The organism is Devosia sp. FJ2-5-3 (assembly GCF_029201545.1).
In the GTDB taxonomy this organism is placed as follows: domain Bacteria; phylum Pseudomonadota; class Alphaproteobacteria; order Rhizobiales; family Devosiaceae; genus Devosia.
On sequence record NZ_CP104007.1, the window covers coordinates 3,953,707 to 3,977,553 of the forward strand.

The window sequence follows — 23,847 nt, forward strand, 5'->3', positions numbered from 1 at the left end:
AGGACACCGGGGAGCCGGATTTGCAGGGGCACCAAAACCCTTTAGGATGGCGGCCTGGAGGTTGCCATGACTGCAGACGAGCCGCTTCGCCCGCAGCGCGGGGACCGGGTCACGCTCAAGACCATCGCCGAGATGACCGGCCTCAGCCTCTCGACCGTCTCGCTGTCGCTGCGCGGCGGCACGACGCTCAAGCAGGAGACGCGCGACAAGGTCAATGCGGCGGCGCAGGCCCTCGGATATGTGCCCGATCGCGCCGGGGTGCGGCTTCGCACCGGCAAGACCAATGTGGTGACCCTGGTGCTCGACGGAGCCGAAGACTCCATCGATTTTGCGCGGCAGATGATCCAGGGCATCGGCCAGGCCATCGCCGGCACCCGCTATCATCTCAACGTAACGCCGGAGTTTTCACGGACCCAATCGGCCGACACGATCCGCTATATTCTCGAAAACCGCGCTGCCGATGGGGTCATCATCACCCATACCGCGCCCGATGATCCCCGCGTGGAGGCATTGATGGAGGCGGGGTTTCCGTTCGTCAGCCACGGCCGCACCGCCTTTACCGCGCAGCACGCCTTTCACGATTTTCACGCCGAGGCGTTTGCCGGACGCGCCGTCGAGCGGCTGGCCGCCAAAGGCTGCCGGCGGATCATGCTGGTCATCGGCGACGACCGCACCACCAATTACCGCAATCTCACCGGCGCCTTCGAGCAGGCCGCGCGCAAGGCGGGCCTTGCGGCCGAGGTGCTGGACAATGGCGTACCGCGCAGCAACCCGACCATGATGCGCGCGCTGGGGCTGGATTTGGCGGGGCGCCAGAACCGTCCCGACGGCATTGTGTGCGACAGCGAAATGCGCGCCATCGCCTTGATCGGGGGGCTGTTGGAAGGCGGGTTGACGCCTGGAGACGGGATCGAGCTGATCTACAAGCAGACCTCGGGCATACTCCCCACCCTGTTCCCCCGGCTCGACAGCATCCAGGAAGATGTTTTCGCGGCAGGTGTCGAGCTCACGCGCTTGTTGCTGCAGCGGATAGAAGGGGCGCCCGTTGCGGGTTTGCAGACCCTGGCCGAACCCGTGCTGCACTGGCGCAGCTAGGCCGGACACAAAAACGCCCCCGGAGATCCGGAGGCGTTCACTATCCCTGCAGGACCGATTATGCGCCGGCGGCGTTCAGGCGGGCGACGGCATCGTCCGAGAGCGTCAGACGTACACCCTTGGCCAGGCTCCGGACCTGTTCGACCGAAGTGGCCGAAGCGATGGGAGCGCTGACGCCGGGCTGGGCGACCAGCCAGGCCAGCGCAATCTCGGCCAGCGTGGCGCCCGTCTCTGCTGCCACCTCGTCCATGGCCGCCAGAATGCGGAACCCCTTGTCGTTGAGGAACCGGTCCATCTTGAGACCGCGGATACGTCCTTCCTTATCCTCGGCCGAGCGGTATTTGCCGGTGAGGAAACCGGCGGCAAGGCTGTAATAGACAATGGCGCCGACGTCGTTTTCGAGGAGGAAGCGGCGCAGCTCTTCAAAATCCTGGCGCTCGTAGAGATTGTAGAGCGGCTGGACCACATCGTAGCGCGGCAGCGACTTGACGATGGAGGTTTCTAGCGCCTCTTCCATCTGGGCACGATTGTAGTTCGAGGCGCCAATGGTGCGCACCTTGCCGGCGCGGACCAGCATGTCATAGGCGCTGAGCGTTTCCTCGATCTCGGTCGTGGGATCGGGCCAGTGGCTGAAATAGATGTCGATATAGTCGGTCTGCAAGCGCTTGAGCGAGGCCTCGACGCTCTGCTTGATGCCATCATGGCTGAGGCCGCCGGGATGCTTGGCGGAATTGACCTTGGTGATCAGATGCACCTTGTCGCGATTGCCCCGCGCCTTCATCCAATTGCCGATGATGGTTTCGCTCATGCCGGGCGGGTTGCCCTCGACCCAGTTGGGATAGCCTTCGGCCGTATCGACGGCGCTAAAACCCTCTTCGAGGAAAGCGTCGAGGATCTCGAAGCTTTGCTTCTCGTCTGCGGTCCAGCCGAAGACATTGCCGCCCAGAACCAGGGGTTCGATGACGATTTCGCTGCGTCCAAGGGGGCGACGGTTCATGGCTTCTCTCCAAGTTCGTTGTTTGATTCAACGCCTGTCTCGGCGTTTTGTTCGGTCGGGGTGACGCGCGGAGCGCACCAATAGAGCGCTTCATGAATGGCGGCGAAGGAGCCGGCAAGGGTGATGAAGCGAAAGGCGGCGGTTTCGTCGGCGCTGTGGCGCAGATAGATGTAGCTGCCCTGCTGGAGCCGATCGAGCAGCCATTCGGTATCGGTCGCGACACGCCCCGAATAGGGCGCTGCATCGGCGACGACGTCTACGGACCGATCCTCCCGATCCAGTGTCAGCGCCCAGGTGCCCAGAGCATCCGGCTTGCGGCTCGAAAAGAGGTGGATGCCAGGGGAAAAATCGTCCTCGCAGCGGACGACGATACAGATGAAATCGTCCCTGGTGCTGTCTCGGTCGCAGCCCATGGCGGCGCGATCTCCCTCTCCCATGAGGGGTGAAAAGCTCCAGCCGGGCCCCTGGGCGACGACCGGTGCGCAGAACAACAGGCTCACCGCCGCGGCTCGATAAGGTCCCATTTGTTTCCATAAAGATCGGCGAAAACGGCGACGCTGCCATAGGCTTCGTGGCGGGGCGGCTCGAGGAAGGCGACGCCACGTTCGACCATCTTGGCGTGATCGCCGGCGAAATCATCGGTTTCAAGAAACAGCATGACGCGGCCACCGGCCTGGTTGCCAAGCGCCTGGCGCTGGGCCTCGCCCTCTGCCCGGGCCAGCAGGATACGCGCCCCGCCACCACTCCTCGGGGCAACAACAACCCAGCGCCTGCCGGCGCCTAGATCGGTATCCTCCACCAGGTCAAAGCCGAGCTTGTCACAGTAAAATGTTATCGCGTCCTGATAATTTTCGACGAGAAGAGAAATAGTCGCAATTTTCTGAACCATGCCCAACACCAGCATTTCATCGCCATTCCGGTCAAGTGCGAAGCGATTGTGACCGACAGGCCGGGCGCTAAATTATTGATTTCCAAGCAAAAGAAATCAACCTCCCCACGAGATTGACCAATTGGTCAATCTCCCCATTGCGCTTGCCCAAAAACTGCGCTTTTGTGTGCGCCAAGCCTCCAGAAATGCAGCTGGAGAGCAAAAATTACTTCGGGAGACAGCAGTCATGAAATTGATGAGAACCCTGATGGCCGCGACCGCCATGGTGGCCCTTGCCGCCGGCGCCGCGCAGGCCAAGCAGCTGGTTTATTGCTCGGAAGCTTCGCCGGCACACTTCGACCCCGGCCCGCTGACCGGTGGTAATGATTTCGACGCCTCCGCGCACACCATTTTCGAGCGCCTCGTCGAATTCGCTCCGGGCGGCACCGATGTCGTGCCTGGCCTGGCCGAGAGCTGGGACATTTCCGAGGACGGCCTGGAATATACTTTCCACCTGCGCCCCGGCGTCAAGTGGCACACCCAGCCCTACTTCACCCCCACGCGCGACCTCAACGCAGACGACGTGATCTTCTCGTTCGAGCGCCAGTGGAAGGAAGACAACAAGTGGTATGCCTATCTCGAAGGCATGACCTGGGACTATTTCCAGGGCATGGACATGCCCAAATACATCTCCTCGCTGGAAAAGGTCGATGACCTGACCGTCAAGCTGACGCTGACCGAAGCCAATTCGCCGATGCTCGCGAACCTGGCGATGCAGTTCGCCTCGATCGTCTCCAAGGAATATGCAGACCAGGTGGAAGCTTCGGGAGACCTCGCTTCCTTCTCGACCCAGCCGGTCGGCACCGGTCCGTTCCAGCTGGTCGACTACCAGCTCGACAGCGTCATCCGCTACCAGGCCTTTGGCGATTACTGGGGTGAAAAGCAGAAGATCGACGATCTGATCTTCGCCATCACCACCGATGCCTCGGTCCGCGCCCAGCGCCTGATGGCCGGCGAATGCGATATCATGGCCTATCCGGCCCCTGCAGATATCGACGTGCTCAAGGCCGACACCGATTTGACCGTGATGGAGCAGGAAGGCCTCAATATCGGCTACATCTCCTACAACACCACCGAAGCGCCGTTCGACACTGCCGAAGTGCGCAAGGCCCTGACCATGGCGATCGACAAGTCCGCCATCATCGAGGCGGTCTACCAGGGTGCCGGCCAGGACGCCAAGAACCTGATCCCGCCCACCATGTGGTCGTATGACGACGCCATTCCGGCCGACGAATACAATCCGGAAAAGGCCAAGGAGATGCTTGCAGCAGCGGGCGTCACCGAACTGACCACCGACCTCTGGGCCATCCCGGTGTCCCGCCCCTACAATCCCAATGGCCAGCGCGTTGCCGAACTGATCCAGTCTGACTGGGCCAAGGTTGGCGTCACCGCCAATATCGTCACCTATGAATGGACCGAATATCGCGAGCGCGGCAAGCAGGCCGATCGCAAGGGCCCGTTCATGATCGGCTGGACCGGCGACAATGGCGATCCGGACAATTTCTTCGCCACCCTGTTCTCGTGCGCTGCCATCGGCGTCTCGAACTATTCGAGCTGGTGCAATGACGAGTTCGAGGCTGCCATCCAGGCCGCCAAGACCACGTCCGACCCGGAAGAACGCACCGCGCTCTACACCAAGGCCCAGGAAATCTTCAAGGCTGAAGAACCTGCGATCACGCTCGCTCATTCCCGCGTGTTCATGCCGATGAAGAAGACGGTCCTGAACTACCAGATGAGCCCCCTGGGCACCCACTCCTTCAAGGACGTGGATATCCAGGAATAAGGTTTTAGAGCCTTATCTCAGGCAAAGGGGCCTCGATCCGGCAAGCCGGAGCGGGGCTCCGTTGTTTTATAGAATGAGCCGGGACATGGGCGTATGATGCCCACAAGGACCGGCCGATACAGGAAACGGGATCAGCTGGCTCCGCCATCAGGCGGCCTCAGCTGCCCTTGGGTGAAAGACCCCCAACATGCTGAATTACATCCTGCGAAAGCTGGCGCTGCTCGTGCCGACCATTATCGGCATCTCCATCTGCGCCTTCGCCTTTGTCCGCGTTCTCCCCGGCGACCCCATCCTGGCCATGGCCGGCCAGCACGGCGTGACCCCGGAACGCTACGAAATCCTGCGCGAGCAGTTCGGCTATAATTTGCCGATATGGCAGCAATATTTCAATTATCTGGGCAGCGTGCTGCGCGGCGATTTCGGCATTTCGCTCGCCACCAAGCGCCCGGTGCTGACCGAATTCATGGCGCTGTTCCCGGCAACGGTCGAACTGGCGCTCTGCGCGCTGCTGTTCGCCGTCGCCATCGGCATTCCCGCCGGCATCTTTGCCGCCGTCAAGCGGGGCTCCTGGTTTGACCAGCTGACCATGGGCGTGGCGCTCACCGGCTATTCCATGCCCATCTTCTGGTGGGGCCTTCTGCTGATCATCTTCTTTTCCGGCTATCTCGGCTGGACGCCGGTCTCCGGACGCATCGCGCTGAGCTTCTTCCTCAGGCCGATCACCGGCTTCATGCTGGTCGACAGCCTCCTCTATGGAAACTGGGCGGCTTTCGTCTCGGCGCTGCGGCATCTCATCCTTCCCGCGATCGTCCTCGGCACCATCCCGCTCGCCGTCATCGCCCGGCAGACCCGCTCGGCCATGCTCGAAGTGCTCGGCGAGGATTATGTGCGCACCGCCCGCGCCAAGGGCATGGCGCCCGGCCGGGTGGTCAATGTCCACGCGCTGCGCAATGCGCTGATCCCGGTGGTCACCACCATCGGGTTGCAGGTGGGCCTGCTCATGGGTGGCGCGATCCTGACGGAAACCATCTTCACCTGGCCGGGCATCGGCAAGTGGATGATCGATTCCATCTTCAAGCGCGATTATGTCGTGGTGCAGTCGGGCCTGCTCATCATCGCCCTCATCGTCATGGCGGTGAACCTGATCGTCGACCTGCTCTACGCTCTCATCAATCCACGCATCCGGGTGCAATAGTCATGGCTCAAACTACCGAACCCGTGGCAACGGGCACCAAGCCGATCTCCGGCTTCCGCGAATTCTGGTACTATTTCTCGGTCAATCGCGGCGCAGTCATCGGCCTCACGGTCTTTGCGATCCTGATCGTCATGGCGATACTGGCGCCTTGGATCGCGCCGCATTCGCCGGACATGCAATATCGCGATGCCCTGCTCAAGCCCCCGATGTGGGACGTCAATGGGAATCCGCGCTTCATTCTGGGCACCGACCCGGTCGGCCGTGACGTGCTCTCGCGCCTCATCCATGGCGCGCGCTATTCGCTGTTCATCGGCTTCTTCGTCGTCATCGGCGCCCTCTTCGTCGGCGTTATCCTGGGTGTCCTGGCCGGTTATTTCCGCGGCTGGGTCGACGTCGTCATCATGCGCGTGATGGACATCATCCTCGCCTTCCCGTCCCTGCTGCTGGCGCTGGTGCTGGTGGCCATTCTCGGGCCGGGCCTGTTCAATGCCATGATCGCCATCGCCATCGTGCTGCAACCGCACTTTGCGCGCCTCGTCCGCGCGGCGGTGATGGCGGAAAAGAACCGTGAATATGTGACAGCGGCCAAACTCTCCGGCGCCGGTCATCTGCGGTTGATGCTGGTCACCATCCTGCCCAATTGCCTCGGGCCGCTGATCGTCCAGGCGACGCTCAGCTTTTCCAACGCCATTCTCGACGCGGCGGCGCTCGGCTTTCTCGGCATGGGCGCACAACCGCCGACGCCCGAATGGGGCACCATGCTCGCCACGGCGCGAGAATTCATCCTCAAGGCGCCCTGGGTCGTGACCTTCCCGGGCCTCTGCATCCTCGTCACCGTGCTGGCGATCAACCTCATCGGCGACGGGCTGCGTGATGCGCTCGATCCCAAACTCAAGCGGAGCTGACCAAAAATGTCCCTGCTCGAGATCAAAAATCTCACCGTCGCCTTCGACACCTCGGTGGGCCTGTTCAAGGCTGTCGACGGCATCGACATTGCCGTCGACGCCCGCGAGGTCCTCGCCATTGTCGGGGAATCGGGGTCCGGCAAATCAGTGGCCATGCTCGCCACCATGGGTCTTCTGCCTTCCACCGCCACGGTGACCGCCGACGTCATGAAGTTCGAGGGTCTCGACCTTCTCTCCATGTCGGCCGCCGAAAAGCGCAAGATCATCGGCAAGGATATTGCCATGATCTTCCAGGAACCCATCGCCAGCCTCAATCCCTGCTTCACCGTCGGCTTCCAGATAGGCGAAGTGCTGGAAAAGCATCTCGGCCTATCCGGGCGTGCTGCGCGGCAGCGGGCAATCGAGCTGCTCGAACTGGTGGGCATTCGCGATGCGGCCGACAAGCTGCGCGCATTTCCCCACCAGATGTCGGGTGGCCAATGCCAGCGCGTCATGATCGCCATGGCGATCTCCTGCAACCCCAAGCTGCTGATCGCCGACGAGCCGACGACGGCACTCGACGTCACCATCCAGAAGCAGATCCTCGACCTTCTCGTGCGGCTGCAGGCCGAGACCGGCATGGGGTTGATCATGATCACCCACGATATGGGCGTCGTCGCCGAAACGGCGGACCGCGTCATCGTGCAATATAAGGGGCGCAAGATGGAGGAAGCGGACGTGCTCTCCCTCTTCGAAAACCCGCAATCGAACTATACGCGGGCGCTGCTCTCGGCCCTGCCGGAAAACGCGGTGGGCGACCGTCTGCCTACTGTTTCCGACATCCTGTTTGAACCCGTGCCGGGAGCGCGCTGATGACCACACCCGTTCTCGAAGTCCGCGACCTCAAGCGCGACTATGTCTCCTCGGGTGGCCTGTTCCGCCCGGCCAAGGTGGTCCATGCCGTCAAGGGCGTCAATTTCTCGCTAGAAAAGGGTCGGACGCTGGCCGTGGTCGGCGAAAGTGGCTGCGGCAAGTCCACCCTGGCGCGCATGATCACGCTGATCGATCCCCCGACTTCGGGCGAAATCCTGATCGACGGCATTCCGGCCAGCGCCGCCCATGTGACCAAGGAACTGCGCCAGAAGGTGCAGATCGTCTTCCAGAACCCCTATGGCTCGCTCAATCCGCGCCAGAAGGTGGGCGATGTGCTGGCCGAGCCGCTCCTGCTCAACACCGACATGTCGGCGGCCGACAGGCGGGACAAGGCCATGGCCATGCTCCTCAAAGTGGGCCTTCGCGAAGAGCACCATAACCGCTATCCGCATATGTTCTCCGGCGGGCAGCGCCAGCGCATCGCCATCGCCCGGGCCCTGATGCTCAATCCGAGTTTCCTCGTGCTCGACGAGCCGGTCTCGGCGCTCGATCTTTCGGTGCAGGCGCAGATCCTCAATCTGCTCAAGGATCTGCAGGACGAGTTCGGGCTGACCTATGTGTTCATCAGCCACGATCTGTCCGTCGTGCGCTATATCGCCGACGAGGTGATGGTGATGTATTTCGGCGACGTGGTGGAGCATGGCAGCCGCGAGGCGCTCTTTGCCAATCCTCAGCACGACTATACGCGCACGCTCTTTGCCGCGACGCCCAATGCCGATGTCGAAAGCATCCGCGCCCGCATCGCCCGCAAGAAGGCTGCCGCCTGACCACGGCGGCATAAATCGAGGCGGTCACCCCGGCGCAAGCCCGGGGATGACCGCCTGTTCTCTCCTAGAGCGCCACCCGCTGGCCCTCTTTGGCCGACGCGATCAGCGCATCGACCAACTCATGCACCTGCAGCGCCGAGTGCCCCGTCGAGACGGGTTGGCGCCCTGCCCTCACCGCATCGGCGAACTCGGCGATCTGGGCCATATGCCAGTCGAAGGGAAACGCCATGGGATCGGCGCCGCCGCCCGAATTGCTGGCTTCCCCGATTGTCTCGGTGCGCCCATCCATCAAGTGCAGTGTCAGATTGCCCCCAGTCAGGGTGGCGCTGGCCTTTTCGAAATTGAGGGTAAGGCTTTCCGCGGCGCCTGGGTAATTGGCGGTCGTCGCCATCAGCGCACCCACCGCGCCATTGGCAAATTCGAGCCCGCCGGCGACGAAATCCTCGGTCTCCATCTGGTGAAATCCGGTCGTCGCCGCAAGTGCGGTGACAGCGCGCACCGGTCCGGTCAGGCTCAGCATGAGGTCGAGCGAATGGATGGCCTGGGTAACGAGAACGCCACCGCCATCATGGGCAAGCGTGCCCCGGCCCGGCTTGTCGTAATAGCCCTGCTGGGGGCGCCACCAGGGCACGACGAGATGAACCGCGAAGAGTTTTCCAAGCGCGCCGCTCGCCACTTTCGCCGCCAGCGCCTGCGAGGCCGCGCGGAATCGATGCTGGAAGATGATGCCAAGCGTCACACCCGCAGCGTCGCACCGCTCGACGATGGCGCGGGCCACCGATGTCGTGCGCTCAACGGGCTTTTCCATCAACACATGCTTGCCGGCCGCGGCTGCCGCTGCAACGATCTCCTCGCGCGCATTGGGCGGGGTGAGGATCAGAACGGCCTCGATCCCTGGATCTGCGAGGAGGGCCTCAAGGCTGGCAGCCGGGGGAAAGCCATGCTCGTGGCAAAAGCTCTTCAACGCGGCCTCGTTGCGCCGCCAGACACCACGCACCTCGATTTCGCCCCGTAGCGCATTGAGCGCGAGGGCATGAGGCTTGGCCGCCATGCCTGCCCCGACCACGCCCAAGCCCAGGCGCTTGTTCCCGTCCGCCATTATGTCCCTCCTCCGCGTTGATCCGCGTTTTCATGTCGGTCGGGCCATGATGCGTCGAGACCCGGCGCTTGTCATCCCGACAAAGTCTTGGGGGGGCAATGGAATAGGCGAGGTTGCGACGAAGACGGAGTGCTAGGACGCTTTCCGCCAGCTTTCCCGCCGGAGGAAATCTTCCAGGGCATATCGGTCCATCGGCCGGGCAAAGGCATATCCCTGGAGGATGTCGCAGCCGAGATCGCGCAGGATGGCGGCGTGCTCCATGGTTTCGACACCCTCGGCCACGATTTCGATATCCATGGATTTGCCGATATCGACGATGGAGGCCAGAAGCCGCCGCTGCGCCGGCTCCGTCAGGATCGGGTCGACGAGCTGCCGGTCGATCTTGAGGCGCCGGGGATGGAGCTTTTGCAGCGAGACGATCGAGGCGTAGCCGGTGCCGAAATCGTCGATCTCGATGTCGATACCCAATTCCTTGATGCGATCGATGTTCCAGCCGACGATGCCGTCGCTCTCGTCGAGATAGATCGATTCCACCAATTCAAAGGCAATGCGGCCCGGCTCGATATGCAGTTCGCGCAGGCTCTGTACCAGGTCTTCGTCGTGGAGGCGGCGCTGGGAGACATTGACCGAAGCGCGCGGCACGACGAGACCCATGGCCTGCCAGCGCTCGAGGTCGCGCAGCGCCTGTTCGAGCACGATGCGGTCGATGCTCGAGACGACGCTGAGTTCCTCTGCGATGCTCATGAAGCTGTCGGGGGTCTTGAGCCCCTGGGTCGGGTGGTTCCAGCGCGCCAGTGCCTCCACGCCCACCACATCATGGGTGCGGGCGTCAAACTGGGGCTGGTAGTGGGCGATGAAGGCGTTGGTGTCGAGACCTTTGAGGATTTCGTCGGCCCTGCGCTTGGTGCCGATCACTTCAGCCTGCAGCGCCGCCGAAAAGAACTCATAGCGATTACGGCCACGGGCCTTGGCCCGATAGAGCGCAATATCGGCATTGATCAGTAATTGCTTGACGTCGATATCGGTGCCCCGGGCGGTGGCAAGGCCAACACTGACCCCGATCCGGCATTCGTGGCCCTCGTGGTGCGCCGGCTTGCGCATGGCCTGGACGATGCTCTCGGCCAGCGGCGCCAGGCAGGAATCCTCTTCGCCGGCCTCCGACACGAGCACGAATTCGTCACCGCCAATGCGGGCGACAAAATCGGTCGGCCGGCAGTTTTCACGCAGAACGCGGCTGGCATGGATCAACATGGCGTCGCCGGCGGCGTGGCCCAGCGTGTCGTTGATCTGCTTGAAGCGGTCGAGATCGATATGGAGCAGGGCAATTCCGCCAGAACCGTGATAGCCGTGCCGCGCCTGCTCCTGGAGCTTCTCGTCGAGATAGCGGCGGTTGGGCAGGCCGGTCAGACTGTCATGGAGCGCATTGTGCTCGATACGGATCTTGGCCGCCTCGAGCTCGGCATTGCGCGCCGCGGTCATCTGTTCGGCACGGCGCAGATCCTCGTTGAGCGCCACGTCCCGCGTTATGTCCCAATTGACACCCAGCACGCGGTCTGGCTCGCCAGGCACCTTGTTGAGCATGGCCATGGAGCGCACATGGCGGACCGTGCCGTCCTCGAGCCGGATGCGATAGACTGCCTCATATCGACCCGTGGCGATCATGCTCTTGAATTCGACTTCACTGCGCTCGATGTCGTCGGGGTGGACAATGGACTTCCACTGCTCGTAGGTGCGCGGAGCGGCGTCGCGTGGCAGACCATAGAGTTCGTTGGTGCGCGCGTCCCAATATTCGGCACCGCTTTCCAGATCCAGCTCCCAGATGCCGACCTGGGAGGTTTGCAGGGCCAGATCGAGCCGGTCGGTGAGAGCGGCCAGTTCGCGCTCGCGCGTCCGCAGCTGGGCGATGTGGCGATGGCGCAGTTCGACCATGCGGTGCGTGGTGAAGATGGGTAGAATGACAAGCCCACCCGCAAGCACGATCAGCCCACGCAGCAGCCAGGCATTGAGACTGTCCTGGGCCCAGCCCTGGCGCGGAATGGCCGTGAGCTTCCAGCTCCCGGTGGGCAGGGCCACATAGGCCTCGACAGGCTCTTCCGCGTCGAGATCGCGGCCGTAGAACAGCGCGCCATTGTGCCCTTTGCCATCGAGGCCGGCGATGGCGACCTCGATGGGCAGGTCGGGATCATAAAGGCCGCTGTCCCGATAGAGCCGGTCAATATCGATGACGGCTGCCACTATCCCCCAGAACCGGCGGTCGGCCCCTTCCCCGACATAGACCGGAAAGCGGGCGACAAAACCCGTCCCGCCCTGAACCAGGTCGACAGGACCCGCCAGGACGAGGCGTCCGGTATCGACCACTTCCTTGACGGCGTTCCACTGCACCGGATTGGTGCGATAATCGAAGCCGATATTGCGCGAATTCTCGGCCGGATAGGTCATCGCTATGACTAGATCCGGCGCCACGGAAATGGAGCGCAGCTGGCTGTCTTCCTCGAAAAGGCGCGCAGCCAGATCCTGAAAATAGGCCGGGCTCATCGTCGGCTGGATGGAAATGGTCGAGACAAGGCCGCGCACGAGCTGGATGTCGCTGGAAATATTGCCTTCCAGCTTGGCGCGGATGATGGAGAGCTGGCCCAGCACCTCGGAACGCATGCGCTGCTCGGCGATGCTTTGGCTCTGGCGGTCGATGAAAATGCCCGCCACGGCGACCATCAGGAGCGCAAGCAGCACGGGCAGCCACGTGGTGCGACGCCAATCGATACGCTGCGTCTCTGTATCCAGCCTATTCATAGCGTCGATGCGTAGAGCCGCCCCCTAGCTTGCAAGGGAGAGAATGCGCATCGGGCTTGACCAAACCCTTACCGAAAACCGTGCAATCGTAGTCTTGGTAAACTCGCTGCTAACAGAGCGGGCCCTCCAGAAGGCGGGACCGGCCCGGCCTAGGCCGGGGCCACCTCCTCAAGCTCGACCAGTGTGCCATCAAAATCCTTGGGATGGAGGAAAATCACGGGATTGCCGTGGGCGCCGATCCTGGGTTTCCCGTCGCCCAGAATGCGCGCGCCGCTTTCGCTCAGTTTGGCAATGGCGACCACGATGTCGGGGACTTCGTAGCAGATGTGGTGCATGCCCCCGGTCGGGTTCTTGTCGAGAAAGCTCGCCACAGGTGATGCTTCGCCGAGCGGCTCGAGCAGTTCGACCTTGGAATTGCCCGTGTCGATGAAAACCACCGTTACTCCATGCTCGGGGAGCGCCTGGGGTTCGCCGACCGAGGCACCCAGCATGTCACGATAGCGGGCAGTGGCGATGGCAAGATCCGGCACGGCGATGGCGATGTGATTGAGACGCCCGATCATCTGTTGGACAGCCTTCCCTCGATTTCATTGAGCACGGAAAAGGCCGCGTCGAGCACATTGGTGCCCGGGCCGAAAATGGCTGCGACCCCGGAATCATAGAGGAAACCATAGTCGGGCTCGGGGATGACCCCGCCAACGATGACCGTGATATCACCCAATTCGCGCGCCTTGAGCGCTTCGATGAGTTCGGGCACCAGGGTCTTGTGGCCCGCAGCCAACGAGGAGACGCCAACGGCATCGACCTTGAGTTCATCGGCATGGGCCGCAACTTCCGGCGCGGTCTCGAAGAGATCGCCCATGTGGACGGTGAAGCCCAAATCGGCGAAGGCCGAGGCGATGATCTTGGCGCCGCGGTCGTGGCCGTCCTGCCCCATCTTGGCGATGAAGATGGAGGGCGCGCGGCCGCGCGAGGTCTTGAAGGCGCCGATCCGGTCGGTGACCGATTTCAGCTGGGGGTCGTCGCCATAGCCACCGGCATAGACGCCCGAGATGACGCGGGTAATGGCGCGATGACGGTCGAACACGTCTTCGAGCGCCGAGGAAATCTCCCCAAGCGTGGCGCGGGCGCGGGCGGCTTCTATGGCGGCGGTGAGGAGATTGCCCTCGTCCTTGGCCGCATATTCGCGCAGGGCCGAGAGCATGGACTGGCATTTCGCCTCGTCGCGCGTTCTGCGGATGCGCTCGAGCTGGGCGATCTGCTCGAGGCGCACCTTGGCATTGTCGATCTCGCGGACCTCGATGCTCTCTTCGGTATCGACCCGGTAGCGGTTGACGCCGACGATGACATCTTCGCCCCGGTCGACGCGGGCCTGGCGCAGGGCAGCGGCCTGCTCGATGGCCATTTTCGGGCCGCCCGACTGCACGTAGGCCGTCATGCCGCCCACCGCCTCGGCCTCGGCGATCAGCTCTTTTGCCCCGGTGACGAGCTGGTCGGTCAGGGCCTCGACATAATAGGAGCCGCCCAGCGGATCGACCACATCGGTGATGCGGCTTTCATGCTGGAGGATGAGCTGGGTGTTGCGGGCAATGCGGCTCGAAAATTCGGTCGGCAGCGCGATGGCTTCGTCGAAGCTATTAGTGTGCAGCGATTGGGTGCCGCCAAGCGTCGCCGCCAACGCCTCGATCGTCGTGCGCACGATATTGTTGTGCGGGTCCTGCTCGGTGAGCGACACGCCCGAGGTCTGGCAATGGGTGCGCAGCATTTTGGAACGCGGATCCCTGGCGCCGAGATCGGTCATGATCTGGCTCCAGAGTTTTCGCGCGGCACGGAGCTTTGCAACCTCAAGGAAGAAGTTCATGCCGATGCCGAAAAAGAAGCTCAGCCGCCCGGCAAAGGCGTCGATATCGAGCCCCTTGGCCTGGGCTGCTCGGACATAGTCCATGCCATCGGCCAGGGTAAACGCCAGCTCCTGCACCGCCGTCGCCCCGGCCTCGTGCATGTGATAGCCCGAGATCGAGATCGAATTGTATTTCGGCATGTGCTCGGCAGTGTGGGCGATGATGTCGCCGACAATGCGCATGGAGGGCTCAGGCGGGTAGATATAGGTGTTGCGGACCATGAACTCCTTGAGGATGTCGTTCTGGATGGTCCCCTCAAGCTGGGCCTGCTTGACGCCCTGTTCCTCGGCGGCAACGATGAACATGGCGAGCACCGGGATGACCGCGCCGTTCATGGTCATGGAGACGCTCATCTGATCGAGCGGAATGCCGTCAAAGAGGATTTTCATGTCTTCGACGCTGTCGATGGCGACGCCCGCCTTGCCGACATCGCCGACAACGCGCGGATGGTCGCTGTCATAGCCGCGATGGGTGGCCAGATCGAAGGCGACCGAAAGCCCCTTCTGGCCCTTTTGCAGCGCCTGCCGATAGAAGGCATTGGATTCCCGGGCGGTCGAAAAGCCCGCATATTGGCGGATGGTCCAGGGGCGGTTGGCATACATGGTGGCGCGCACGCCACGCGTGAACGGCTCGACGCCCGGCACTTCGCCATCGTCGCCGAGATAGACGGGCTTCACCGCTATGCCGCCATAGTCCCGGTCCAGCGCGGAAAGCGGGGTATCGCGGAGTTCCTTTTGGGCGAGTTTTTCCCATTTTTCCTGGTCAGCTGACATGGCGGGACTCCCTTTGGCGCGGACTGAGTACAGGGCACGATAGTGCTCCTCCCCCCTTGCGGGGGAGGCTAGGAGGGGGAAAGGCGCGCCCAGATGTCTGCCGGGCTCTCACCCCCCACCCCAACCCTCCCCGCGAGGGGGAGGGAGCCTGTCCGGTGATGATGCTAAAAACCAGCATCACACCGCCTCGAATTCGAGCATCACCTGATCCACCGCCAGAACGGCGCCGGGGACGACGTGGACCGTCTTCACGCGGGCGCGCTTTTCGGCCTTGAGCACGTTTTCCATCTTCATGGCTTCCACGATGGCCAGGGTCTGGCCATCCTCGACCACATCGCCTTCCCTAACGTCGATGCGCACCACTTGCCCCGGCATTGGGCAGAGCAGATATTTGCTCATGTCAGGCGGCACCTTGACCGGCATATGGGTCAGATGTCTCGCGATATGGGGCCGCAGCACCAGCACCTTGAGATCAGCCCCGCGATAGCGGATGCGGAAGCCAGACGTCGTCGGATTGACCTTCAGCACGGCATGGCGGCCGCCGGACCAGTCGAGACGCGCCAGCGTATCGCCCGGCTGCCAGGTGACGCGCACCGCTTCGGACCGCCATCCGGCGTCGACGACGATATCGAGACCCTTCTGGTGCAGAACCACATTCTCGGCCTTGTCGCCAATTTGCACATGCCAGCGACTTTCGGTTTCCGCCCCGCTGCGGCGCTGGTCGCGGCGCGCCATCAGCACGGCGGCTGCGGCAACGACATCAAAATGATGCTCCTGGCTGATCTCTGCGCCCGAAAACCCCTCGGGGAATTCTTCGGCGATATAGCCCGTGGTCAAGCGCCCTTCGCGGAACCGATCCTGCTCCATCACGGTCGAGAGGAAGGGCAGATTATTGCCCACGCCTTCGACCTCAAAACTGTCGAGCGCCACCGCCATGGCATCGACTGCCGCCTCGCGTGTCGGGGCCCAGGTGCAGAGTTTTGCGATCATCGGGTCGTAGGAGGTCGAGATTTCCCCGCCTTCGAAAACGCCGGTGTCGTTGCGCACGACGAGATCATCCGAGACGCTTTCCGCGGGCGGGCGATAGCGCGTCAGGCGGCCGGTCGAGGGCAGGAAATTGCGATAGGGGTCTTCGGCATAGAGCCGGCTTTCGATGGCCCAGCCATTGCGCTGCACCTGGTCCTGCGTCAGCGGCAGCTTTTCGCCATTGGCGACGCGCAGCATCAACTCCACGAGATCGAGCCCGGTGATCATCTCGGTCACCGGATGCTCCACCTGGAGGCGGGTGTTCATCTCGAGGAAGTAGAATTTCTTGTCTTTGTCGACGATGAACTCCACCGTGCCGGCGCTGCGATAGCCCACGGCCTTGGCGAGCGCCACGGATTGTTCGCCCATGGCCTTGCGGGTGGCCTCATCGAGGAAGGGGGATGGGGCTTCTTCGATGACCTTCTGGTTGCGGCGCTGGATCGAGCATTCGCGCTCATTGAGATAGAGCACATTGCCATGCGCGTCCGCGATCAGCTGGATTTCGATATGGCGCGGCTCGGTGACGAATTTTTCGATGAAGATGCGGTCATCGCCGAAGGACGAGGCCGCCTCGGATTTGGAGCGCTCAAAGCCTTCGCGGGCCTCGGCGTCGTTCCAGGCGATGCGCATGCCCTTGCCGCCACCGCCTGCGGAGGCCTTGATCATCACCGGGTAGCCGATGGATTTGGAGATGGTCACCGCACGTTCGGCGTCATCGATCAAGCCCATATGGCCCGGCACGGTCGACACACCAGCTTCGGCGGCCAGCCTTTTCGAGGTGATCTTGTCGCCCATGGCTTCAATCGCCTTGGGGCCCGGGCCGACGAAGATGATACCTTCGGCCTCAAGCGCTGCGGAGAAGGCGGCATTTTCCGACAGGAACCCATAGCCGGGATGGACCGCCTGGGCGCCGGTCTCTTTACAGGCGGCGATGATCTTGTCGATCTGAAGATAGCTCTCCTTTGCCGGTGACGCGCCGATATGGACGGCCTCGTCGGCCATGCGCACATGCAGGGCCTCACGGTCGGCGTCGGAATAGACCGCCACCGTCGCAATACCCATCTTCTTGGCCGTCTTGATGACCCGACAGGCGATCTCGCCACGATTGGCGATGAGGAGTTTGGTGATGGTCATGGCTTGTCCTCTTCGCGCTGGGCGGACTCGATCTGGCTCCCTCCCCCTTGCGGGGAGGGCTGGGGTGGGGGGCTGGAAGGCAGTGCGGCGAGATAGGCGCTGACAGCGCCAAATACCCCCTCCGGGTTGCCCGTCACCTCGGCATTGGTGAACCGCAGAACAGTAAATCCGCGTCCGCGCAGGTAGTCGTCCCGGACGGCGTCATTGAACTCAGCGAGCCCGGTGAAATGCGTGTCGCCGTCGATCTCGACGACGAGTGCGGCCTTGAGGCAGGCGAAATCGACATAGTAGCTGCCGATCTGGTGCTGGCGGCGAAAGGGCCAGCCGTCCTGCCGCAGTGAATAGGTCAGGCGCCAGAAATCCATCTCGGCATATGTCGCGTTGCGCCGGAGTTTTCTTGCAAGGTTCTTGGCCATCCATCCCCCCACCCCGGCCCTCCCCGCGAGGGGGAGGGAGTTCGTCCTGTGATTGCCAAACCATAGTGCCACATCCCCGACCCGGCTCCCTCCCCCTCGCGGGGAGAGATGGGGTGGGGGGCTGAGAGCCACCATTTCCATCCTGCCCTCCCTCACAGCGGGATGTTATCGTGCTTCTTCTTCGGGCCCTGCACAGATTTGTGCTTGAGCGTCGAGAAGGCGCGGATGACGCGACGGCGAGTGCCGTGGGGCATGATGACATCGTCGATGAAGCCGCGTTCGGCCGCGACGAACGGATTGGCGAAGCGCGCTTCGTAATCGGCGGTGCGCTGGGCAATCTTGTCCTTGTCGCCGAGTTCAGAGCGATAAAGGATTTCGGTCGCGCCCTTGGCGCCCATCACAGCGATTTCGGCCGAGGGCCAAGCGTAGTTGACGTCGGCCTTGATGTGCTTTGAGGCCATCACGTCATAGGCGCCGCCATAGGCCTTGCGGGTGATGACGGTGACGAGCGGCACGGTGGCTTCCGAATAGGCGAAGAGGAGCTTGGCACCGTGCTTGATGATGCCGCCATATTCCTGCGCGACACCGGGGAGGAACCCGGGCACGTCGACAAAGGTCAGGATCGGAATTTCAAAACTGTCGCAGAAGCGGATGAAGCGCGCGGCTTTCTTACTGGCATTGATGTCGAGGCACCCGGCCAGAACCAAAGGCTGGTTGGCGACGACGCCCACGGTCTGCCCATCCAGCCGAATGAAGCCGATCAGAATGTTGCCGGCGTGGTTCTTCTGAAGTTCCAAAAAATCGCCCTCGTCGGCGACGGTCTCGATGACCTCGCGCATGTCATAGGGCTTTGTCGCACTGTCGGGGATGATGGTGTCGAGCTTGTCATTGCGGCGATCAATGGGATCGTGGCTGGGCAGGCGCGGCGGCTTCTGGCCTGCGGCCAGCGGCAGGTAGGAGAAGAGCCGGCGGACTTCGAGCAGGGTCTCGATGTCATTGGCGAAAGCCGCGTCGGCCACCGAGGAGATCTTGGTGTGGGTGGAGGCGCCGCCCAGCTCTTCCTGGGTGACGATCTCATTGGTGACGGTTTTCACCACATCCGGGCCGGTGACGAACATATAGCTCGTGTCCTCGACCATGTAGATGAAGTCGGTCATGGCCGGGGAATAGACAGCACCACCGGCACAGGGGCCCATGATGACGGAAATCTGCGGCACGGCACCCGAGGCCTGCACATTGCGCCAGAACACGTCGGCATAGCCGCCCAGCGCCGCCACGCCTTCCTGGATACGGGCCCCGCCGGAATCGTTGAGCCCGATCACCGGCGCGCCATTCTGCATGGCCAGATCCATGATCTTGCAGATTTTTCGCGCATGGGTCTCGGAAAGCGAGCCGCCGAAGACAGTAAAATCCTGGGAGAAGACATAGACCATGCGGCCGTCGATCGTTCCCCAGCCGGTGACCACGCCATCGCCGGGGATGATTGTTTCGTCCATGCCGAAATCGGTCGCCCGATGGGTGACGAACATGTCGTATTCTTCGAACGAGCCGGGATCGAGCAGCACGTCGAGGCGTTCGCGCGCGGTCAGCTTGCCCTTGCCATGCTGGGTGTCGACGCGCCGCTGGCCTCCGCCGAGCCGCGCCTCTCCACGTCTGGTTTCCAGTGCGGCAATGATCTCCTGCATGCGAACCTCCGGCAGTGCTGATGCGGGCGGAGCCTATTCGGTGTGCTTGCATACCAGAAGACAGGAAAGGGTGTAGGTGCTACAATCACACAAAGGCAGGGCTGTAATTTTGTGGAGTTGTGTTGTGGCGACCAGAAAGGTCTTTGCGGGAGCCAAAATCCGGGCGCTGAGGGCCCAGAACCGACTGACCCAGGCCGAGCTTGCAGCGCGGCTCGACATCTCCGCCTCCTATATCAATCAGCTGGAGTCCAACCAACGCCCGCTCACCGCCGCAGTCATGCTGGCGCTGGCCGAGCATTTCAGCGTCGATCTCTCGAGCCTTGCGACCGATGGGTCGGACCGGCTGGTGATGGATCTGCGCGAGGCGCTGGCCGATCCTGTCTTCGGCGAAGCCATGCCCAATCTGCAGGAATTGAAATCGGTCGCCACCAATGCCCCCGACATGGCCAAGGCCGTGCTGCAGCTCTACGAGGCTTACCGCAAGACCAATGAGCGCCTTGCGGGCATGGATGCCGCCCTCTCGCGCGATCCGCAGAGCGGCATCACCACCGCCTATGAGGAAGTGCGCGACTTTTTCCACTACGCCGACAATTATATAGACCCGCTCGATCGGGCGGCCGAGACCCTGGCGGGCGAGCTCGGTGAATTCGGCCCGGGCCGCATGGCGCGGCTGGTGGACTATCTGGGCGAAACCCATGAGGTGCGCGTCAGCTTCACTCCGCCTCTCGCTGCGGACGCGATGAGCCGCTTCGACCGGGCGGGCCGCGAAATCTGGATCAATAGCCGCCTCGATCCGGCCAGCCAGTTTTTCCGCTTGGCCACCCATCTGGCCGGGCTCGAACAGGTGACGCTGATCGGCGAATTGCTCGACGGGGCCAATTTCAAGGCCAGCGAAGCGCGCGCCATCGCCCGCATGGGGCTGGCCAATTATTATGCCGGCGCGCTGCATATGCCCTATGGCGCCTTCCTCAGGGCGTCCGAAGCGCACCGCTATGACATAGAGGAGCTGTCGCACCTGTTCGGCGCCAGTCTCGAGCAGGTAGCCCATCGGCTCTCGACCATGCAGCGGCCGCGAGAGCGGGGGGTGCCGTTCTTTTTTGCCCGGGTCGACGCCGCCGGGACCATCACCAAGCGCCATTCGGCCACGGCGCTGCAATTTGCCCGCTTCGGCGGTGCCTGCCCGCTCTGGAATGTGCATCGGGCCTTCGAGGCGCGCGGCGAAATCATCCGCCAGCTGGCCGAGACGCCGGACGGCAATCGTTATCTCTGCCTCGCCTGGTCAGGCGAAAAACGCATGGGCGGTTATCGCGGCACGACGCGGCGCTATGCCTATGCGCTGGGGTGCGAAGTCAGCCACGCCAACCGGCTCGTCTATGCCGACGATATGGAATTGGGCAAAGCCGTGTTCGACCCGATCGGCATCTCGTGCCGCATCTGCGAGCGCCGCAATTGCCACCAGCGTGCGGTCCCGCCAATTGCCGCAGGCATTTCCGTGCCGCCGGACCGACGCTCCATCGTGCCCTATGAGATCGGCTAGCGCCGAGTGAGGGTCAGAGTGCGCCCTGCCCCGCCCGGCGGGATGGCCAGCGTGATGGTGATGGTGGCGGCCGCTACCATTTGCTCGGCGCGCTCGGCCCATTCGACCAGAACAATGCCGGCATCATTGTCCAGCAGACCGAGCTCGTCGGCCTCGGCGGCGTCGCCCAGGCGATAGAGGTCGGCGTGGAGCACGAGGCCCCTGGGCGTCTCATAGGGCTGGACCAGCGCGAAAGTGGGCGATGGGATTTCCAGCTCGGGATCGTTGGCCAGCGCCCTTATCGTGGCCCGCGCCAGGGCTGACTTGCCAGCCCCCAACTCGCCCTCGAGGCTGACGATGTCACCCGGCACCAGCATGGCCGCCAGTTCCGCCCCAAAAGCGGTGGTTGCATCGTCGTCGGGGAGAAAGCGCTCCATTATTCGGCAACGCCTGCCAGCGAGCAGTCACGCGGAAGATTGACCACGATGCGGCTGCCGCGCGGCTCGCGCTGCTCGGCCGAAATCGTGCCGCCGTGAAGATTGACGAAGGTGCGCACGATGGACAGCGCCAGCCCTGCCCCGCGCTGGCGGCCCGGATGGGGGCTGTCGAGGCGCGTGAGGATGGCCGATTTCATCTCGTCCGTGAGGCCGGGCCCTTCATCCTCAATGATGAAAAGAACGCGCTCGCCGCGATGATTGACCGAAAGACGGATTTCGCCACCCGAAGGGGAGAAGCGCGCGGCGTTGGACAGGAGGTTATAAAGCACCTGGACGAGGCGCGTGCCGTCGGCGATCAGCACCGGCATATCGGTGGGCAGATCGACGACGAGATTGGGCGGCTCGCCCGATCCGGCGGGGAAAGTCGCGGCAATGCCGGCGCGCGCCTTTTCGATCAGGCTGACCACATCGAGGGGCTCGGGGTTGAGCTCGGCGATCCCCGCATCGACGGAGGCGAGGTCGAGAATATTGTCGATCAACACGCCCAGCGTCACCGAGGAGGCGCGGATATAGTCGATATAGGCGCGCTGGCGCTCGGTCAGCCCATCGCCTTCGGCTGCAGCCAGAAGATCGGCAAAACCGATGATGTTGGTCAGCGGCGAGCGCAATTCATAGGAGACATTCTCGACAAAGGCGTCCTTGAGCCGGTCGGCTGCCACGAGGGCGTCGTTACGCTCCTTGAGCACCTTCGAATAGGAGGCGCTTTCCGTGACATCGAGGAAGGTCATCATCGTCTGGCCGTCGGGCAGGCGGGTGATGGCATAATCGAGCAGGCGCCCATCCGAGCGGTCGATGCGCCCGGCCTGGTCGGTTCGGGTGGGGTTGAGGTCGATAATGCCGCGCTTGAGGTCGCGCCAGATCTTGGAGCCGTCCTGCGGAATGGCGCGGCCCGACACATCGGCGATCTGGTCGATATGGGGATTGTTCCCCAACTCGTTCATCGGCAGCTTCCACAGCGCGGACAGCCGCGGATTGCACAGCGTCAGCCGGCCATTGGTGCCGAACACGGCGACGGCTTCGGAGAGCGCGTTGATGGTTTCGCGCTGCACATTGGTCATGGCCTTGTTGGCCGATTCCAGCTCCAGACGCTCGGTCAGGTCCTCGAAGACATAGATGACCCCACCGTCGGGGCCGGCCGGGGCCGAAATCACCTTGATGGTGCGGCCATCGGGCAAGTGCCAGGGTTCGGCCTCGAACGGGGCTTTTCGCGAATAGCTCTCGAGATGCTTGGCGCGCCAGGTGTGGTAATCCACCTGATTGGGCAGCATGCCCTCGGTGCGCAGCTTGTCGAGCACGGCCCGCTCGTCGAGGCCCGGGGTCAGGAAGCCGGGCGCAAAATTCCACAGATTGGCATAGGCCTGGTTGAACTGGACCAGTTCGCGTCCGGCGCTGAAGATGGCAATCGGGGTGGCCAGCGCGTCGATAATACCGGCGATATGGCTGAGCCCTGGCGCCACCGGCGCTGCCGCAACCGGCTGGACCAGCGGCCGCAGATAGCCCGCGCCAAGACCTCCGAAGGTAAATTCGGTCAGCTCGAAGCGACCCATCTTGCCGAAATCAAGCTCAAGCAACACAGGTTCATTGCCATCCCGACACCGCTCGAGATGGGCCTGGAGCGTGCCGGCGTCGAGCAATTCGGCCGGTTGGGCATCGTTGCCGGATTTGCCCAGGCTCGCGGCGAGCGCGTGATAGGCGCCATTGGCGTAGATCAGGCGGCCCTTGGCGTCGCGGACAAAGCCGGGATTGGCCTGAAGCTGGAGAATGGCGCGCAGGCCCTCGAGCCCGCTATCGCCGCCGATGGCTGTTTTCGGTTCGCCTGCGACGGGGCCTGGCCGAAGGCGGAGGGCAGCGCCACCGCCGGTGATCCAGCCATTGACCTTGACCAGCCGCCCCTCCCCATAGGGAAAGCTGGCATGGAAGGCCTCGCCGCGGACGCGCAAATCCTCGACCAGCCGGGCGAGGCGCGATGCGTCGGCGCCGCTCAACCAGGCGTAGAAATCGAGCACCGCTTCCGGCGGGCGTCCCGCAGGCAGGATGGCGCTGGTCTGGCCGAGCAGGCGCGGCGGCACGCCAGCTTCCTGGCTCCAGACAATGGTAATCTCACGGTTACCGGCTATGAGATTTTCATAGTCGTCCACCAAGGCCCGAAGGCCGGCGATCTGCTCATTGGCGCGCCGACGATCGGTGCGGCCTTCCTTGAGCATGGTGCGCACCACGGTCATGGCCAGAACGGCAAAGCAACCCGCGCCGACCGCAACAGCTATCGGCGCAATGCCGCCCAGGTTTGCCGTGGAAATTCCTTGGGCCCAAGCTGGGGCGGCGGTGCTCAAGGTAAGGGGAACGGACGCCAAAACGGCGAATCCCCGATGCTTCCGGAATCGATCCGGCGCCATAGACAGCCCTCGCTCTTAATAATTGCGCTGCAAGT

General features: G+C 63.0%; 19 protein-coding genes. 7 read left to right on the top strand and 12 right to left on the bottom strand.

Annotated features, from left to right (window positions below):
- Positions 1–66 precede the first annotated feature (66 nt).
- Positions 67–1,095, top strand: coding sequence for a LacI family transcriptional regulator (locus tag N0P34_RS18970; RefSeq protein ID WP_275604760.1), 1,029 nt, complete (start codon positions 67–69; stop codon positions 1,093–1,095).
- Between the two features lie 58 nt (positions 1,096–1,153).
- Here the strand turns inward: N0P34_RS18970 and N0P34_RS18975 are convergent, their stop codons facing one another.
- The 3 genes from N0P34_RS18975 to N0P34_RS18985 are packed head-to-tail and all read right to left on the bottom strand — an operon-like array spanning position 1,154 to position 2,981.
- Positions 1,154–2,092: an aldo/keto reductase gene (locus N0P34_RS18975; protein WP_275604761.1), complete on the bottom strand. Its 939-nt coding sequence runs from the start codon at positions 2,090–2,092 to the stop codon at positions 1,154–1,156.
- Positions 2,089–2,616, bottom strand: coding sequence for a hypothetical protein (locus tag N0P34_RS18980; protein WP_275604762.1), 528 nt, complete (start codon positions 2,614–2,616; stop codon positions 2,089–2,091). The genes N0P34_RS18975 and N0P34_RS18980 overlap by 4 nt, the downstream gene beginning before the upstream one ends.
- Positions 2,589–2,981 (bottom strand): VOC family protein, encoded by a 393-nt coding sequence (locus N0P34_RS18985; protein ID WP_275604763.1) that lies wholly within the window; start codon positions 2,979–2,981, stop codon positions 2,589–2,591. Before N0P34_RS18985 ends, N0P34_RS18980 begins: the two co-directional genes overlap by 28 nt.
- A gap of 226 nt (positions 2,982–3,207) precedes the next feature.
- Here N0P34_RS18985 and N0P34_RS18990 point away from each other — a divergent pair, with 226 nt between their 5' ends.
- From N0P34_RS18990 to N0P34_RS19010, 5 genes are all read left to right on the top strand, one after another.
- On the top strand, positions 3,208–4,803 hold the full coding sequence (locus N0P34_RS18990) for an ABC transporter substrate-binding protein (RefSeq protein ID WP_275604764.1): 1,596 nt from the start codon (positions 3,208–3,210) through the stop codon (positions 4,801–4,803).
- A gap of 187 nt (positions 4,804–4,990) precedes the next feature.
- Entirely contained in the window at positions 4,991–5,998 is a 1,008-nt protein-coding gene (locus N0P34_RS18995) for an ABC transporter permease subunit (protein WP_275604765.1), read from the top strand.
- Positions 5,999–6,000: 2 nt separating this feature from the next.
- Positions 6,001–6,903, top strand: coding sequence for an ABC transporter permease subunit (locus tag N0P34_RS19000; protein WP_275604766.1), 903 nt, complete (start codon positions 6,001–6,003; stop codon positions 6,901–6,903).
- Positions 6,904–6,909: 6 nt separating this feature from the next.
- Complete coding sequence (locus tag N0P34_RS19005; RefSeq protein ID WP_275604767.1) at positions 6,910–7,755, top strand: ABC transporter ATP-binding protein; 846 nt, start codon at positions 6,910–6,912, stop codon at positions 7,753–7,755.
- On the top strand, positions 7,755–8,582 hold the full coding sequence (locus tag N0P34_RS19010; protein WP_275604768.1) for a dipeptide ABC transporter ATP-binding protein: 828 nt from the start codon (positions 7,755–7,757) through the stop codon (positions 8,580–8,582). Before N0P34_RS19005 ends, N0P34_RS19010 begins: the two co-directional genes overlap by 1 nt.
- Positions 8,583–8,646: 64 nt before the next feature.
- Here N0P34_RS19010 and N0P34_RS19015 read toward each other — a convergent pair whose 3' ends face one another.
- From N0P34_RS19015 to N0P34_RS19045, 7 genes are all read right to left on the bottom strand, one after another.
- Positions 8,647–9,681 carry a Gfo/Idh/MocA family oxidoreductase gene (locus tag N0P34_RS19015; protein ID WP_275604769.1) on the bottom strand — a complete coding sequence of 345 codons (1,035 nt, stop codon included), beginning with the start codon at positions 9,679–9,681 and terminating at the stop codon, positions 8,647–8,649.
- A 132-nt stretch (positions 9,682–9,813) separates the two neighbouring features.
- Positions 9,814–12,471, bottom strand: a complete 2,658-nt coding sequence (locus N0P34_RS19020; protein WP_275604770.1) for an EAL domain-containing protein — start codon at positions 12,469–12,471, stop codon at positions 9,814–9,816.
- Positions 12,472–12,620: 149 nt separating this feature from the next.
- A complete protein-coding gene (gene mce, locus N0P34_RS19025; protein ID WP_275604771.1) occupies positions 12,621–13,034 on the bottom strand; it encodes a methylmalonyl-CoA epimerase in 414 nt (137 codons plus the stop codon).
- Entirely contained in the window at positions 13,031–15,145 is a 2,115-nt protein-coding gene (gene scpA / locus N0P34_RS19030; RefSeq protein WP_275604772.1) for a methylmalonyl-CoA mutase, read from the bottom strand. Before scpA ends, mce begins: the two co-directional genes overlap by 4 nt.
- Before the next feature lie 177 nt (positions 15,146–15,322).
- Complete coding sequence (locus tag N0P34_RS19035; RefSeq protein WP_275604773.1) at positions 15,323–17,305, bottom strand: acetyl/propionyl/methylcrotonyl-CoA carboxylase subunit alpha; 1,983 nt, start codon at positions 17,303–17,305, stop codon at positions 15,323–15,325.
- Entirely contained in the window at positions 17,302–17,721 is a 420-nt protein-coding gene (locus N0P34_RS19040; RefSeq protein ID WP_275604774.1) for an endonuclease domain-containing protein, read from the bottom strand. The genes N0P34_RS19035 and N0P34_RS19040 overlap by 4 nt, the downstream gene beginning before the upstream one ends.
- Positions 17,722–17,873: 152 nt before the next feature.
- Positions 17,874–19,406: an acyl-CoA carboxylase subunit beta gene (locus N0P34_RS19045; RefSeq protein ID WP_275604775.1), complete on the bottom strand. Its 1,533-nt coding sequence runs from the start codon at positions 19,404–19,406 to the stop codon at positions 17,874–17,876.
- A gap of 124 nt (positions 19,407–19,530) precedes the next feature.
- Between N0P34_RS19045 and N0P34_RS19050 the strand changes: the two genes are divergently transcribed.
- Positions 19,531–20,943: a helix-turn-helix transcriptional regulator gene (locus N0P34_RS19050; protein WP_275604776.1), complete on the top strand. Its 1,413-nt coding sequence runs from the start codon at positions 19,531–19,533 to the stop codon at positions 20,941–20,943.
- On the opposite strand, the gene tsaE is transcribed toward N0P34_RS19050, so the two are convergent.
- Positions 20,940–21,359, bottom strand: a complete 420-nt coding sequence (gene tsaE, locus N0P34_RS19055; RefSeq protein ID WP_275604777.1) for a tRNA (adenosine(37)-N6)-threonylcarbamoyltransferase complex ATPase subunit type 1 TsaE — start codon at positions 21,357–21,359, stop codon at positions 20,940–20,942. The two genes, N0P34_RS19050 and tsaE, sit on opposite strands and share 4 nt — an antisense overlap.
- Complete coding sequence (locus N0P34_RS19060; protein ID WP_275604778.1) at positions 21,359–23,749, bottom strand: PAS-domain containing protein; 2,391 nt, start codon at positions 23,747–23,749, stop codon at positions 21,359–21,361. Before N0P34_RS19060 ends, tsaE begins: the two co-directional genes overlap by 1 nt.
- Positions 23,750–23,847 lie beyond the last annotated feature (98 nt).

Excerpts from the sequence above, each read along its gene's own strand:
- scpA (WP_275604772.1), bottom strand. The coding sequence starts at position 15,145 with ATGTCAGCTGACCAGGAAAAATGGGAAAAACTCGCCCAAAAGGAACTC.
- N0P34_RS18970 (WP_275604760.1), top strand. The coding sequence starts at position 67 with ATGACTGCAGACGAGCCGCTTCGCCCGCAGCGCGGGGACCGGGTCACG.
- N0P34_RS18995 (WP_275604765.1), top strand. The coding sequence starts at position 4,991 with ATGCTGAATTACATCCTGCGAAAGCTGGCGCTGCTCGTGCCGACCATT.
- tsaE (WP_275604777.1), bottom strand. The coding sequence starts at position 21,359 with ATGGAGCGCTTTCTCCCCGACGACGATGCAACCACCGCTTTTGGGGCG.
- N0P34_RS19020 (WP_275604770.1), bottom strand. The coding sequence starts at position 12,471 with ATGAATAGGCTGGATACAGAGACGCAGCGTATCGATTGGCGTCGCACC.
- N0P34_RS18990 (WP_275604764.1), top strand. The coding sequence starts at position 3,208 with ATGAAATTGATGAGAACCCTGATGGCCGCGACCGCCATGGTGGCCCTT.
- N0P34_RS19035 (WP_275604773.1), bottom strand. The coding sequence starts at position 17,305 with ATGACCATCACCAAACTCCTCATCGCCAATCGTGGCGAGATCGCCTGT.
- mce (WP_275604771.1), bottom strand. The coding sequence starts at position 13,034 with ATGATCGGGCGTCTCAATCACATCGCCATCGCCGTGCCGGATCTTGCC.
- N0P34_RS19045 (WP_275604775.1), bottom strand. The coding sequence starts at position 19,406 with ATGCAGGAGATCATTGCCGCACTGGAAACCAGACGTGGAGAGGCGCGG.
- N0P34_RS19000 (WP_275604766.1), top strand. The coding sequence starts at position 6,001 with ATGGCTCAAACTACCGAACCCGTGGCAACGGGCACCAAGCCGATCTCC.
- N0P34_RS18985 (WP_275604763.1), bottom strand. The coding sequence starts at position 2,981 with ATGGTTCAGAAAATTGCGACTATTTCTCTTCTCGTCGAAAATTATCAG.
- N0P34_RS19015 (WP_275604769.1), bottom strand. The coding sequence starts at position 9,681 with ATGGCGGACGGGAACAAGCGCCTGGGCTTGGGCGTGGTCGGGGCAGGC.
- N0P34_RS19005 (WP_275604767.1), top strand. The coding sequence starts at position 6,910 with ATGTCCCTGCTCGAGATCAAAAATCTCACCGTCGCCTTCGACACCTCG.
- N0P34_RS19010 (WP_275604768.1), top strand. The coding sequence starts at position 7,755 with ATGACCACACCCGTTCTCGAAGTCCGCGACCTCAAGCGCGACTATGTC.
- N0P34_RS19040 (WP_275604774.1), bottom strand. The coding sequence starts at position 17,721 with ATGGCCAAGAACCTTGCAAGAAAACTCCGGCGCAACGCGACATATGCC.
- N0P34_RS18980 (WP_275604762.1), bottom strand. The coding sequence starts at position 2,616 with ATGGGACCTTATCGAGCCGCGGCGGTGAGCCTGTTGTTCTGCGCACCG.
- N0P34_RS18975 (WP_275604761.1), bottom strand. The coding sequence starts at position 2,092 with ATGAACCGTCGCCCCCTTGGACGCAGCGAAATCGTCATCGAACCCCTG.